13 protein-coding genes and 1 riboswitch are annotated in these 12,708 nt (G+C 73.0%); of the genes, 6 read left to right on the plus strand and 7 right to left on the minus strand.

The window, feature by feature from the left end; translation table 11 throughout:
• Positions 1–17 precede the first annotated feature (17 nt).
• The gene (locus OG245_RS07495) at positions 18–494 is read right to left on the minus strand and encodes an Asp23/Gls24 family envelope stress response protein (protein WP_371622751.1); all 477 of its coding nucleotides are present in this window, start codon (positions 492–494) and stop codon (positions 18–20) included.
• A gap of 93 nt (positions 495–587) precedes the next feature.
• On the opposite strand from OG245_RS07495, the gene OG245_RS07500 reads away from it, so the two are divergent.
• Complete coding sequence (locus OG245_RS07500) at positions 588–1,337, plus strand: hypothetical protein (RefSeq protein WP_371622752.1); 750 nt, start codon at positions 588–590, stop codon at positions 1,335–1,337.
• On the opposite strand, the gene OG245_RS07505 is transcribed toward OG245_RS07500, so the two are convergent.
• From OG245_RS07505 to OG245_RS07515, 3 genes are all read right to left on the minus strand, one after another.
• Positions 1,327–2,118 (minus strand): enoyl-CoA hydratase/isomerase family protein, encoded by a 792-nt coding sequence (locus tag OG245_RS07505; RefSeq protein ID WP_371622753.1) that lies wholly within the window; start codon positions 2,116–2,118, stop codon positions 1,327–1,329. The two genes, OG245_RS07500 and OG245_RS07505, sit on opposite strands and share 11 nt — an antisense overlap.
• 144 nt (positions 2,119–2,262) lie before the next feature.
• Positions 2,263–2,484, minus strand: coding sequence for a helix-turn-helix domain-containing protein (locus OG245_RS07510; RefSeq protein ID WP_006123601.1), 222 nt, complete (start codon positions 2,482–2,484; stop codon positions 2,263–2,265).
• Positions 2,485–2,804: 320 nt separating this feature from the next.
• Positions 2,805–4,403 (minus strand): ABC-F family ATP-binding cassette domain-containing protein, encoded by a 1,599-nt coding sequence (locus OG245_RS07515; RefSeq protein ID WP_371622754.1) that lies wholly within the window; start codon positions 4,401–4,403, stop codon positions 2,805–2,807.
• A gap of 203 nt (positions 4,404–4,606) precedes the next feature.
• On the opposite strand from OG245_RS07515, the gene OG245_RS07520 reads away from it, so the two are divergent.
• Positions 4,607–5,497, plus strand: a complete 891-nt coding sequence (locus tag OG245_RS07520) for a neutral zinc metallopeptidase (protein ID WP_371622755.1) — start codon at positions 4,607–4,609, stop codon at positions 5,495–5,497.
• A 162-nt stretch (positions 5,498–5,659) separates the two neighbouring features.
• Entirely contained in the window at positions 5,660–6,070 is a 411-nt protein-coding gene (locus OG245_RS07525; RefSeq protein WP_371627832.1) for a VOC family protein, read from the plus strand.
• Positions 6,071–6,092: 22 nt separating this feature from the next.
• Here the strand turns inward: OG245_RS07525 and OG245_RS07530 are convergent, their stop codons facing one another.
• The 3 genes from OG245_RS07530 to OG245_RS07540 form a co-directional block, all read right to left on the minus strand.
• Complete coding sequence (locus tag OG245_RS07530) at positions 6,093–7,442, minus strand: hypothetical protein (protein WP_371627833.1); 1,350 nt, start codon at positions 7,440–7,442, stop codon at positions 6,093–6,095.
• Between the two features lie 184 nt (positions 7,443–7,626).
• Positions 7,627–8,754, minus strand: coding sequence for an alpha/beta hydrolase (locus OG245_RS07535; RefSeq protein ID WP_371622756.1), 1,128 nt, complete (start codon positions 8,752–8,754; stop codon positions 7,627–7,629).
• A gap of 140 nt (positions 8,755–8,894) precedes the next feature.
• On the minus strand, positions 8,895–9,554 hold the full coding sequence (locus tag OG245_RS07540) for a class II aldolase/adducin family protein (protein ID WP_371622757.1): 660 nt from the start codon (positions 9,552–9,554) through the stop codon (positions 8,895–8,897).
• Between the two features lie 277 nt (positions 9,555–9,831).
• Between OG245_RS07540 and OG245_RS07545 the strand changes: the two genes are divergently transcribed.
• The 3 genes from OG245_RS07545 to OG245_RS07555 all read left to right on the plus strand — a co-directional run bounded on the left by OG245_RS07545 (position 9,832) and on the right by OG245_RS07555 (position 12,708).
• Complete coding sequence (locus OG245_RS07545; protein ID WP_371622758.1) at positions 9,832–11,091, plus strand: anion permease; 1,260 nt, start codon at positions 9,832–9,834, stop codon at positions 11,089–11,091.
• Between the two features lie 12 nt (positions 11,092–11,103).
• On the plus strand, positions 11,104–11,334 hold the full coding sequence (locus OG245_RS07550) for a hypothetical protein (protein WP_137233883.1): 231 nt from the start codon (positions 11,104–11,106) through the stop codon (positions 11,332–11,334).
• A 149-nt stretch (positions 11,335–11,483) separates the two neighbouring features.
• Positions 11,484–11,617: riboswitch (cobalamin riboswitch) on the plus strand.
• 125 nt (positions 11,618–11,742) lie between these two features.
• A complete protein-coding gene (locus OG245_RS07555; RefSeq protein WP_371622759.1) occupies positions 11,743–12,708 on the plus strand; it encodes a cobalamin biosynthesis protein in 966 nt (321 codons plus the stop codon).

Genomic DNA, 12,708 nt, shown 5'->3' on the forward strand with positions numbered 1-12,708 from the left:
ACGGAGATACGGAAGGCTCACTGAAGACGCTGATCGTCGTTGCCGTCGTCATCGTCGTCCTCGTCGGGCAACTTGACGTCGCTCACCGCGATGTTGACCTCGACGACCTCAAGGCCGGTCATACGCTCCACCGCCGCGATGACGTTCTCGCGCACGTCGCGGGCCACGTCGGAGATCGCCACGCCGTAGTCGACGACGATCTCCAGGTCGAGGGCGGTCTGCGACTCGCCGACCTCGGCCTTGACTCCGCGGGTGACGGACTTGCCGCCGCCGGGGACCCGGTCGCGGACCGCGCCGAACGTCCTCGACAGGCCACTGCCCATCGCGTGGACGCCGACCACATCGCGTGCCGCCATCCCGGCGATCTTCTCGACGACGCCGTCGGCGATCGTGGTACGGCCCCGGGTACCGGGGTCACCGCCGCCACGCTTGCTCAGCGGGGTCCTGCCACCGGACCCGCTGTCGGGGTTGCTGCGCTGGGAGCTCTCAGTCATCGCCGGTCTTCCCTTCGGGACTGGTTTGGACTTCCTTGCCCACGTTAAGTGCGCTTTCCCCATCCCGCGCCGTGGATACGGCAGTCTGGGGTGATGACGACGGCACGGGGCCCGCAGAGGGTCGACGGATGGACCGCTTCGGTACGGCAACGGCTGGGTCTGGGCAGGCTGCTGCCGCTGGGCGGTCCGGGGGACGGCGCGTGGATCGCGGAGACGGCCGCCGCGTCGGTGCTGTGCGGGGCGGCCGCTCTTCCCGGGACGGTGCTGGGGAAGCTGCGGATCGGCCCGACGGAGAAGGCCCTTGAGGCGGCTGTGGCCGGGGGCGGCCCCGACGGCGTGTCACGGAACCCGGCGGACCCGGCGCCGCCCCCGGCTCCGCCGAGCGCGCTGCCGTCGGGGCCGCTGCGGATCGAGGCGGAGTTCTCCACCACCCCGGACCGGCCGCTGCCCGACACCGCGGCGGCCCTGCGCGCGGCGCTGCTGACGGCGGCCGCCGCCCGGCTGGGTCTGGAGATCGCCGAGGTGGACCTGACGGTCACGGCATTGCTGGAGGCCGGTGCGACCGATCAGGTGACGGCCGGGGAGACGGCGCCGCCGGCCCCGGGCGCGAAGCCCGAGGGACCGGTGGCGACGGCTGCCGCCGGGGTGCCGGGGGTCGTCTCGCTGACCCGGGTCCTGGGCGGCCCGGTGTACACCGCCCACGACCATGTGCGGGTCGAGGTGGCGACGGCCGGGGACCACCGGGCGCTGGATGTCGCGCGGTCGGTGCGCACGGCGGTGGCGGCGGCCGCGGAGGACCGGCTGCCGGTGTCGGTGCTGGTCACGGAGGTGGTCAGTCGGTGATGCCCGCCAGGTCGCGGAGCCGGCGGCCCTGGGCGGCCCGCTCGGCGACGCGCTGCTGCTCGTAGTCGCGCGAGAGCGCGCCGGCCAGGAGGGCCTTCGTCTCGACGACGGCGTCGCGGGGCGCCGCCACCAGGGCCCCCGCCAGGTCGCGGGCCGCCGCGTCGAGCTGGTCGGCGGGGACCACCAGGTTGGCGAGGCCGGTGCGCTCTGCCTCCTCGGCGTGCACGAAGCGGCCGGTGGCGCAGATTTCGAGCGCGCGGGCATACCCCACGAGGCCCACCAGGGGATGGGTGCCCGTGAGGTCGGGAACGAGGCCGAGGCTGGTCTCGCGCATGGCGAACTGCACGTCCTCGGCGACGATCCGCAGATCGCAGGCGAGGGCGAGCTGGAAGCCGGCGCCGATGGCGTGGCCCTGGACCGCGGCGATCGACACGAGGTCGTTGCGGCGCCACCAGGTGAACGCCTCCTGGTACTCGGCGATGGTCGCGTCGAGCTCGGCCTCCGGGCCGCGCGCCATGTCGAGGAACGACGGCTCGCCGTCGAAGCCCTCGGGAGTGAAGGCCTGCCGGTCGAGGCCCGCGGAGAAGGACATGCCCTCGCCGCGGAGCACCACGACCCGGACCGTGCCGGGCAGCGCCCGTCCGGCCTCGGTCAACGCCCGCCACAGAGCGGGAGACTGAGCGTTGCGCTTGGCCGGGTTGGTGAGCGTCACCGTGGCGACGGCGTCGTCGACGGTGAGCCGTACGCCGTCCTTGTCCAGCACAGTGTCGAGCGAGGTCATGGGGCGCCTCCGGATGGGGTGCAGTCAGCACTCGGTATGAAGTGACTGAACAGTAACCACCCGGGCGACCTTGCGGTCAGCCGGGTGGTCACCCCGAATTCCGTTGAGCCCGCATGACGCCGAGGACGCCGGAACTCAAGGGCCTCAGGCCGAAGCGGCCTTCTTGCCCCGTGTCGCGCCGCCGCGTCCTCGCAGCGTCACTCCGGACTCACTGAGCATCCGGTGGACGAACCCGTAGGAGCGGCCGGTTTCCTCGGCCAGCGCCCGAATGCTCGCACCGGAGTCGTACTTCTTCTTCAGGTCTGCCGCGAGCTTGTCACGCGCGGCGCCGGTTACCCGGCTGCCCTTCTTCAGAGTCTCGGCCACCCGTGCCTCCTCATGCGAAGTGCGCTCTGGACTCTCATGATCACCCCTCCCGCGCTTCCTGGCCACCCATTCGGCAAGGTCGGTGCGAGCGGTTTCCCGGACGAGAAGCACGCCGACACGAGCGGAATCCGCGATTCCCCAGGGCGTGCGGGGGCGCACGGCCCGGACCGGCAGGAGAACAGCCAGGTCAGGGCCGTACGGGGACGGGTGGCCGGAAATGGGGCGCACGACGGGTGAGCGCCGGGCGCACCACCGGAGTACGAGACGTCCTCACGCAGATGATGGATCACGCGTAGGCCGAATGATCTATCCCCGGTGGATCAGGCGAGGGCGACGAGGTCGCGGTAGTCCGCTCCCCAGAGGTCCTCGACGCCGTCCGGAAGCAGGATGATCCGTTCCGGCTGGAGCGCCTCGACGGCGCCCTCGTCGTGGGTGACGAGGACGACCGCGCCCTTGTAGGTGCGCAGCGCGCCGAGGATCTCCTCGCGGCTGGCGGGGTCGAGGTTGTTCGTCGGCTCGTCGAGCAGGAGCACGTTGGCGGAGGAGACGACCAGGGTCGCGAGGGCGAGCCGGGTCTTCTCGCCGCCGGAGAGCACGCCCGCGGGCTTGTCGACGTCGTCGCCGGAGAAGAGGAAGGAGCCGAGCGTCTTGCGGACGGCCACGAGGTCGAGGTCGGGTGCGGCGGAGCGCATGTTCTCCAGGACCGTGCGCTCCGGGTCGAGGGTCTCGTGCTCCTGGGCGTAGTACCCGAGCTTGAGGCCGTGCCCCTCGATGACCTCGCCGGTGTCGGGCTTCTCGGCACCGCCGAGCAGGCGGAGCAGCGTGGTCTTGCCGGCGCCGTTGAGGCCGAGGATGACGACGCGGGAGCCCTTGTCGATGGCGAGGTCGACGTCGGTGAAGATCTCCAGCGAGCCGTACGACTTGGAGAGGCCCTCCGCCATCAGCGGGGTCTTGCCGCAGGGCGAGGGGTCGGGGAAGCGCAGCTTGGCGACCTTGTCGGAGACCCGCACGGCCTCCAGGCCGGAGAGCAGCCGGTCGGCGCGCTTGGCCATGTTCTGGGCGGCGACGGTCTTGGTGGCCTTGGCGCGCATCTTGTCGGCCTGCGCGTTGAGGGTCGCGGCCTTCTTCTCGGCGTTCTGGCGCTCGCGCTTGCGGCGCTTCTCGTCGGCCTCGCGCTGCTGCTGGTAGAGCTTCCAGCCCATGTTGTAGACGTCGATCTGGGAGCGGTTGGCGTCGAGGTAGAACACCTTGTTGACGACCGTCTCGACCAGGTCGACGTCGTGGGAGATCACGACGAAGCCGCCGCGGTAGGACTTGAGGTAGTCGCGCAGCCAGACGATGGAGTCGGCGTCGAGGTGGTTGGTCGGCTCGTCCAGGAGCAGGGTGTCGGCGTCCGAGAAGAGGATCCGGGCCAGCTCGACGCGGCGGCGCTGACCGCCGGAGAGCGTGTGCAGCGGCTGGCCGAGGACCCGGTCGGGCAGGCTGAGCGCGGCGGCGATGGTGGCGGCCTCGGCCTCGGCGGCGTATCCGCCCTTGGTGAGGAACTCCGTCTCCAGGCGCTCGTACTTCTTCATCGCCTTCTCGCGGGTGGCGCCCTGCCCGTTCGCCATCCGGTCCTCGTTCTCGCGCATCTTGCGCAGGATCGTGTCGAGGCCGCGGGCGGAGAGGATGCGGTCGCGGGCGAGGATGTCGAGGTCGCCGGTGCGCGGGTCCTGCGGGAGGTAGCCGACCTCGCCGGACCGGGTGATGGTGCCCCCGGCGGGGGTGCCCTCGCCGGCGAGGCACTTGGTGAGGGTGGTCTTGCCCGCTCCGTTGCGGCCGACGAGGCCGATGCGGTCGCCCTTGGCGATACGGAAGGAAGCGGACTCGATGAGGATGCGGGCGCCGGCGCGCAGCTCGATGCCGGAAGCGGTGATCACGGAAAAACTCCAGGGCAGTATGGACGGCGGAGGGACGAGGGCGGAGGTCTCTCGACGCCGCTAATGCACAAGGAGGAAGGCCATACGGCCCATTCTACTGGCGGTACGCAACTTCTTTTCCGCGTGCCGGCCGGGACGAACCGGCTGATACTCGGCGCAGGGCGGCACCCTGTCGCCCACCCGAGCCCGAGGGTGGTGCGGCCGTGCGGTTCGACGACGACGCCGATCTGGACACCTCCGAGGTCCAGGACGTCCGCGGCAGCCGGATCCCGGGTGGGAAGGCCACCGTGGGCGGCGGCATCGCCGGCGTGCTCGCCCTGATCCTGGGCCTGCTCCTCGGCGTCGGCCCCGACCAGCTGGGCCTCTCCTCCGGTGACCCGGACCCCGCGGCGACCTCGTCGTCGGCCCGGCGGGTGCAGGAGAGCTGCCTGAAGGGGCAGGACGCGAACAGCAGGGAGGACTGCCGGACGGTGGCGGTGGTCAACAGCGTGCAGGACTTCTGGCGTCAGGAGTTCGAGCGGCGCGACGCGGACTACGCGGCCGCCTCGACGGTCCTGTTCAACGAGCGGGTCGGCACCGCGTGCGGGTCCGCCACCTCGGCGGTCGGGCCGTTCTACTGCCCCGGCGACCGGAAGGTCTATCTGGACCTCGGGTTCTTCGACGACCTGCGCACGAAGTTCGGCTCCAGCGGCGGGCCGTTCGCCCAGGCGTACGTCGTGGCGCACGAGTACGGCCACCACGTGCAGAACCAGCTGGGCACGCTGGCCCGGTCGCAGGACGGGCGGCAGGGCGAGAACAGCAACGCGGTGAAGGTGGAGCTGCAGGCCGACTGCTATGCCGGGGTGTGGGCGCACCACGCCACGACGACACCGGACGAGTCGACGGGCCGGCCGCTGATCACGGAGCTGACCCGGGCGGACGTCCGGGACGGCCTGGACGCGGCGGCGGCGGTCGGCGACGACCGGATCCAGGAGAGGTATCAGGGCCGGGTCACCCCGGAGTCGTGGACGCACGGTTCGGCCGCGCAGCGGCAGCAGTGGATCTCCACCGGGTTCCGCACGGGCGACATGGCGCGGTGCGACACCTTCTCCTGACCCGGACCTGCCCGGCCGACCCGGATCCACCCGACTGCTCCGGACCCGCCCGACCTGCGGGAACGCCTCCCGGGAGGGCATTGTCGGTGCCCGGTGGAAGACTGAGACACAGATCACATCAGGGTGATCCGGACAGGTGCGGCATCAGGAGAGGTGAGTGCGATGGCAGGCGGGGCGAGCGGCGTTCCCACGGTCTACCCGACGATCCTGTACGACGACGCGAAGGCCGCGATCAGGACGCTGACGCAGGGCTTCGGCTTCACCGAGGAGGCGGTCTACGAGGGGGAGAACGGCAGCGTGCTGCATGCCGAGCTGTCCTGCGGCAACGGCAGGGTGATGCTCGGCTCCAAGGGACGCGAGGGCCTGTTCGCGCAGGCGATGACGGGCGCGGGTCCGGCGGGGGTGTACGTGGTGGTGGACGAGGTGGACGAGCACTGCGCCCGCGCCAAGGAGTTCGGCGTGGAGATCCTCATGGAGCCGACCGACCAGGACTACGGCTCCCGGGACTACATGGCGCGGGACGCCGAGGGCAACGTGTGGAGCTTCGGGACGTACGCCCCGGGGTCCGGCTGAGCGGACCCCGGCGGCGGACGGCTCAGGCTCCTCCGGTGTGCACCTGGAAGGCGGCCCGGCGGACCGCCTTGGCCAGGGCCGGGTCCGGGTGGGCCGCGGCCAGGGCGACCAGGACCTGGACGGTGCGCGGATGGCCGACGGCCCTGACCTCGTCGAGCAGGGCGGGGACGGTGCCCTGGACGGCGGAGTCGAGGTGGCGGACCAGCAGCCCGGTCTCGCCGTGGTCGGCGACGGCCGCCGCGGTGTCGACCCAGAGCCAGGTGGCCTCCTCGCGGCTGAGGACCTCCTGGGCGTCGTCCGGGTCTTTGCCCTCGTACTCGGCGAGCCAGAGCAGCGCGTAGGGCCGCAGCGAGGGTTCGGTGAGGACGGCGCGGACCTCGGGTTCGGCGGGGGCGCCGACGACCCTCAGCGCCTCGAAGGCCAGTCCGCGCAGCAGCGCGTCCTCGCCCCGGGCGACGGCCAGCAGTTCGGCGACGGCGCTGCCGACGGTGCGGGCGGCGAGCCAGGCGCGGTACTCGGCGCGGGCCGGGCCGGGGGTGAGCCGGGCGCAGCCGAGGAGCATGTCGGCGGCGGACTGCTCGATGTTCCCGGCCGGGCTCTGGGCCGCGACGCAGATCTGTTCCAGCTTGACCCAGACCGCCCAGTTGCCGAGCGGGGTGAGGGTGGCGTGCCCCCGGCCGAGCGTCAGCGCACCGACGGCGGCGAGGCCCTCCAGGGCCCAGTCGAGCAGCAGGGCGTTGAGGTCGGCGCTCCGGGCCGGTCCGGCGCCGTTCTGGACCGCCACTGCCCGGGCGGGGGTCTCGGGCGGGTCGGCGGGCGCGGTTCTGCCGGGGCCCAGGGGCACTTCGCAGCGCTCCTCCTGGAGTTCGGCGACGCGCTGGCCGAGGAGGTCCAGCAGGGCGGGGACGGTGACCGGGCCCGCGGAGAGCTGGAGGAGGGAGAGCACCTGGGGCACGGCCTCGACGGCTTCGGCGACGGCGCCCGCCTCGATGTCCGCGGGTGCGGCGTGGACGAGCGACCAGGCGTCGAAGAGCGCCACCCAGCCGCGCAGGACGGCGGAGTCGTCCCGGTCCCAGGCGCGCAGCCGCCAGCCGGGGCGGGCGGTGTCGCCGTGCAGTTCGATCAGTCCGGCCAGCCGGGCCCGGTCCCAGCCCGCGCGGACCTGCGCCGGGGAGAGTTCCAGAGCGGTGGCCGCCCGTTCGAGGGCGTGGGCCGCGAGCGGGGCGGCGGGGCCCGGCCCCGGCGCTCCGGCCGCCCAGCGGGCGATGCGTACGGCGTCGGCGAGTACCGCCCTGGCCTGGCGTGCCAGTTCCGTACGGGGCGGGGTGCCCTCGGGGGGCCGGGGAGCCGGCCTGGTACGCCGGGTCGTCACGGCCTTGCGGGCGGTGGCGAGGGGTCGCGGGCGGACAAGTCGCAGCCTGGAGTCGCGCGGAGTACGGGACGTCACGGGAGCAGTCTTGCCCCTGACGGCCCGAAAGCCCAAACGGAAGGCGTTTCACCGGTACGGGAAAGGTTCCCCCGGTGCGGCGGCAAGCGGGAGAGTTCACCCCATCGGCTCACATCAGGGGCGTGAGGAAGCGTCGCAGGGTCTCCTCGTAGCGGGCCGGACCGGCGTTCCACATCGACGCATGCGGAGCCTGCGCCACGGCGTGGAGGCTGACCAGGTCCGGGCGGCGGGCGGCGAGCTCGCGGGAGGCGGCCCAGGGGGCGATCGTGTCGTCCGGGCCGTGCAGGATCAGGGTCGGGGTGCGCAGGGAGGCGGGGGCCGAGGTCTCCAGTACCGGGGCGCGGCTCATCCCGGTCCTGCCCTGGGCGGCGCGGACGGCGAGCGGCAGCAGGGCGGCCGGGACGCCTCGGGCCGCGGCCAGGGCGCGCAGGGTAACCGGCCAGTCCAGCACCGGGGAGTCGAGGACGAGGCCGCTGATCCGGTCGCGGAGCGGGGACTCGACCGCGGCGTACAGGGCCATGGTGGCGCCGGTGGACCAGCCGTGGACGATCACGTCGCGGGCCCCGTAGCGCAGGGCCCAGCGGATGGCGGCGTCGAGGTCGCGCCACTCGGAGGCGCCGAAGTGGCCGAGGCCGTCCGCGGGGCGGGGGGCTCCGGGGTCGCCCCGGTAGGCGAGGTCGAGCACGGGGAAGCGCTGTTCGCGCAGGAAGCCCATGAGGTTCATGGGGTGGGCCCGGGTGGTGCCGAGGCCGTGCACGGTGATGACCCAGGTGTCGCGGGCGCCGGGGACGTACCAGGCGGGCAGGGTTCCCAGCTCGCCGGGGATCTCGGCCTCCTGGTGGTCCAGGCCGAGGTCGCGGCTCGGGTCGCCGTCGTACAGGGCGGGGGTGAGCCGCACCTTCGCGCCCGGTTCGAGGAGCCCCCGGCCGACGCTCTCCAGCCTGCGGACGACGGTGTCGGCGGCCTGGGAGGCCCCTTCGACGACGGGCCCGACGACCGCGTGGACGTCGGGTCCGGACAGGCCGTAGGTGCCGGGCCTGAGCGCCGAGAAGGACCGGGTCAGGGTGACCTGTCCGGCCGCCGTGGCGTGCACGGTGAGTCTGCGGTCGGCGGGAAGGGGACGTCCGGGCGCCGCTTTGAGGGCGACGTCGCTGGCGTACCGGCCGGCCGCGACCGCTGTCGCACCGACGCCGAGGATCGTGGTGACGGCCGTTGCCGTCGCGGTTACCGGGCGCACCGCTTCAGTGTCGTGGGGCCGGGGGCCGGCTGCCAGTGGACGGGGCCGTCCGGGGCGGACGCGGCCCGGACCGGGGCTCCGGCGGTTCGCGAGGAGGCCTGCGCGGGGCGTCGGCCCGAGGGCGCGGCGGGAAGCCCGGGTCAGCCGGGCTGGCCGTATCCCTTGAGCGCTTCCGTCACCTCGTCCAGCTGGGCCGCGTCGAGCAGGGCCGGGGTGCGGCCGGGCACGGAGCTCGCGGTGAGCCAGAGGCGGCAGAGCCACTCCAGTTGGGCGGTGCGCTCGTAGGCCTGGTCGAGGGTGTCGCCGTAGGTGACGGTGCCGTGGTTGGCGAGCAGGCAGCCGGTACGGCCCTCCAGGGCCCCGAGCATGGCCTCGGCCAGTTCCGGGGTGCCGTAGCGGGCGTAGGCGGCGGTGCGGACGGGGCCGCCGAGGATGGCGGCCGCGTAGTGGACGAGCGGCACCTCGGTGACGAGGGTGGAGACGGCGGTGGCGTGCACGGCGTGGGTGTGGACCACGGCGGCGGCGCCGGTGGAGCGGTAGACCGCCAGGTGCAGGGGGAGTTCGCTGGTCGGCCCGAGGTCTCCGAGGACCTGGCGGCCCTCCAGATCGACTCCGACCGCGTCGTGGGGGCCGAGCCGGTCGTAGGGCACCCCGCTGGGCGTGACCAGGACCAGGTCGCCGACGCGGGCCGACACGTTGCCCGAGGTGCCGACGACGAGGCCGTCCGCCGCGCTGCGGCGGGCGGTCGCGACGACGTCCCGCCAGATGCGGCCGACGGATTCCGGGTGCTGCTCGCTCATGGGGCGAGCGTAGGGGGCAAGAGGCGCAACCGGAACGTCACATGGGAGGTGACGGAGGTCTCTTCCGAGTGCCGAACAGCCGTTCAAAATGTTCGCCAACCGGAGGCAAAGGACAGCCCACGCCCCGCCCCACAGGCGCTGCGGAGCCCCTCCCGCGCACAAGCGGAGGCGACCCACTCCGTTTGGGGTCACCGCAGCGCCCTGCTCAGTTCATCTTCCGTTCATCCAGGTTGCCTACGGTCCACGTGCCACTGACGTCGAACGATTGCCTGGGTAAATGGAACACATCACGCTGCTGCTTGCGATTGTGGTCGTGACAGCTCTCGTGTTCGATTTCACGAACGGTTTCCACGACACCGCCAACGCGATGGCGACCACCATCTCGACCGGCGCCCTGAAGCCCAAGACAGCGGTGGCGATGTCCGCCGTTCTCAACCTGATCGGCGCGTTCCTGTCGGTGGAGGTCGCCAAGACGATCTCCGGCGGGATCGTCAACGAAGACGGCATCAGAACCGAGGTCATCTTCGCGGCGCTCGTCGGCGCCATCCTGTGGAATCTCCTTACCTGGCTGGTCGGCCTGCCCTCCAGCTCCTCCCACGCCCTGTTCGGCGGACTGATCGGCGCCGCCGTCATGTCGGCCGGCTGGTCCTCGATCAACGGCGGCACCGTCGTCACCAAGGTGCTGCTGCCCGCGATCGCGGCCCCCCTGGTCGCCGGTATCGCCGCGATGCTGGCCACGCGGCTGACGTACCGGATCAACCGGAACGTCACCGACGAGGGTCAGCTCAAGTCGACCGCCAAGGGCTACCGGGCCGGACAGATCGCCTCCGCCGGTCTCGTCTCGCTCGCCCACGGCACCAACGACGCCCAGAAGACGATGGGCATCATCACCCTGGCGCTGGTCACCAGCGGTGTCCTGGCCCCCGGCTCCAACCCGCCCATGTGGGTCATCGTCTCCGCCGGTGTGGCCATCGCGCTCGGCACCTACCTCGGCGGCTGGCGCATCATCCGCACGATGGGCAAGGGACTGACCGACCTCCAGCCGCCGCAGGGCTTCGCCGCCCAGACCAGCGCGGCGACGGTCATCCTGGCCTCCTCGCACCTCGGCTTCTCGCTCTCCACCACCCAGTCCTGCTCCGGTGCCGTCATGGGCGCGGGCCTCGGCCGCAAGGGGGGCGTGGTCCGCTGGTCCACCGCCACCCGGATGTTCGTCGCCTGGGGGCTGACGCTCCCGGCGGCCGGTCTGATCGGTGCGGGCGCCGAGTTCCTGACCAAGCAGGGCCCCTGGGGCATCGCCGTCACGGCGGTCATCCTGGTGGGCGGTTCGTTCGCCATCTGGCTGGCCTCGCGCCGCCAGCCGGTCGACCACACCAACGTCAACGACACGGGCGACGACGAGCCCCAGGGCATCGTCACCACCGCCATGGCGGCGGTCCAGCCGCCGCCCGTCGGCGGCCCGGCCGCCGACCTCGCATCCACCATCCCGGCCCCCGCCTCGGCGCCCGACGACCCGGCCCGGCCGCCGGCCAAGGTGTAAGGACAGATCCGCATGAAAATCGACTGGGCAGCCCTCGCCTCCGTCTTCGGTGTCAGCCTGGTGGTCACCGTCGCGCTGGTCGGCCTCTTCACCCTGGGCATCGTCGCCCTCTCCAAGCAGTCCGCCACGGCCGGAAGCAGTGCTTCCGGCGGGTCGGTGGCGCTGGCGCGCACCGGCGCGTACGCCTGCTTCGCGCTGTGCGTCGCGGCGGTCTCGTACGGGATCTACCTGATCGTCGCCTGACCCCGTACCCCGCACTCCTCCGGGCCGGACACACCCTCGTGTGTCCGGCCCGATGTGCGTCTGCGCACAGTGGAGCCTCGCAGGTCAACAGCGAGTTGACGGCTGTTCGCGGGCCGTGGTGGACTGCCGGAGCCATTTACGGCGACAGCAGAGGAAGCCGGTGCGAATCCGGCGCGGTCCCGCCACTGTCACCGGGGAGCACTCCCCCACACCGGAACGTCACGGCCCGCGACACGCGGACTGGAAGGCCGGGGGAACTGCGGATCCGGAAGCCAGGAGACTCTCGTCGCCGGTCACGTCGAACCAGGGCGCGGACCCTGAGTGAGGACATACGCCATGCCCGGCCGCCGTGCGCCGCTTCCTTTGCCCCCCAGCTCCGGAACATCCCTCCCCGCGACCGGCTGAGCCGTGCGTGCCGACCGCGTCTTCGCGTACGGCGCCACGGCCGGGATGATCGCCGACACCCTGCTCGGCGACCCCCGTCGGGGCCACCCCGTCGCCGGATTCGGCCGCGCCGCCGCGCGGGCCGAGTCCTGTCTGTGGCGTGACGACCGGGCTGCGGGCGCCCTGCACACCCTCGTGTGCGCCGGAGGCGCCGTGGGGGCCGCCGCGCTGACCGCGCGCGCCGTCCGGGGCCGCCCCGCGCTCGCCGTCGCGCTGACCGCCGCCACCGCCTGGTCCGTCGTCGGGATGACGTCGCTGGGGCGGGAGGCGCGCGCCATCGGCGGCGCCCTGGCCGCCGGGGACCTGGAGGTGGCACGGGAGCGGCTGCCGCATCTGTGCGGGCGCGATCCGCACTCCCTGGACGGTCCGGGGATCGCCCGAGCGGTCGTCGAGTCGGTCGCCGAGAACACCTCGGACGCCGTCGTCGGCGCGCTGGTGTGGGGGGCGATCGGCGGGGTTCCGGGGCTCGTCGGCTTCCGGGCGGTGAACACGCTCGACGCGATGGTCGGCCACAAGTCGCCCCGCTACCGCCGGTACGGCTGGGCCTCGGCCCGCCTGGACGACCTCGCCGGGTGGCCCGGAGCCCGGTTGACGGCCGCGCTGGCCGTGGCGGCGGGCGGGCGGCCGCGGGAGGCCGTGCGCGCGTGGCGGGCGGACGCGGGGCGTCATCCGAGCCCGAACGCGGGACCGGTGGAAGCCGCGTTCGCCGGAGCGCTCGGCGTACGGCTGGGCGGAACGCTGGCGTACGCCGGTCGCGTCGAGCACCGGCCGGTGCTGAACGGGGAGTCCGGGCGGGACGTGCGGGGCGCGGACATCGAGCGCGCGGTACGGCTGTCGCGCCGGGTGAGCACGCTGGCCCTCGGCGTGTGCGTGGCGGGCCGGCTGGTCGCCGGGCGGACGGCGGCGGGACGGAGGCGGGAACGGTCATGA

This window comes from Streptomyces sp. NBC_01116 (assembly GCF_041435495.1).
Classification (GTDB): Bacteria; Actinomycetota; Actinomycetes; order Streptomycetales; family Streptomycetaceae; genus Streptomyces.

What these genes read in the sequence shown, in the direction of transcription:
- OG245_RS07495 (WP_371622751.1), bottom strand. Translation starts at nt 494, where the DNA reads ATGACTGAGAGCTCCCAGCGCAGCAACCCCGACAGCGGGTCCGGTGGC.
- OG245_RS07500 (WP_371622752.1), top strand. Translation starts at nt 588, where the DNA reads ATGACGACGGCACGGGGCCCGCAGAGGGTCGACGGATGGACCGCTTCG.
- OG245_RS07505 (WP_371622753.1), bottom strand. Translation starts at nt 2,118, where the DNA reads ATGACCTCGCTCGACACTGTGCTGGACAAGGACGGCGTACGGCTCACC.
- OG245_RS07525 (WP_371627832.1), top strand. Translation starts at nt 5,660, where the DNA reads ATGGCAGGCGGGGCGAGCGGCGTTCCCACGGTCTACCCGACGATCCTG.
- OG245_RS07540 (WP_371622757.1), bottom strand. Translation starts at nt 9,554, where the DNA reads ATGAGCGAGCAGCACCCGGAATCCGTCGGCCGCATCTGGCGGGACGTC.
- OG245_RS07545 (WP_371622758.1), top strand. Translation starts at nt 9,832, where the DNA reads ATGGAACACATCACGCTGCTGCTTGCGATTGTGGTCGTGACAGCTCTC.
- OG245_RS07550 (WP_137233883.1), top strand. Translation starts at nt 11,104, where the DNA reads ATGAAAATCGACTGGGCAGCCCTCGCCTCCGTCTTCGGTGTCAGCCTG.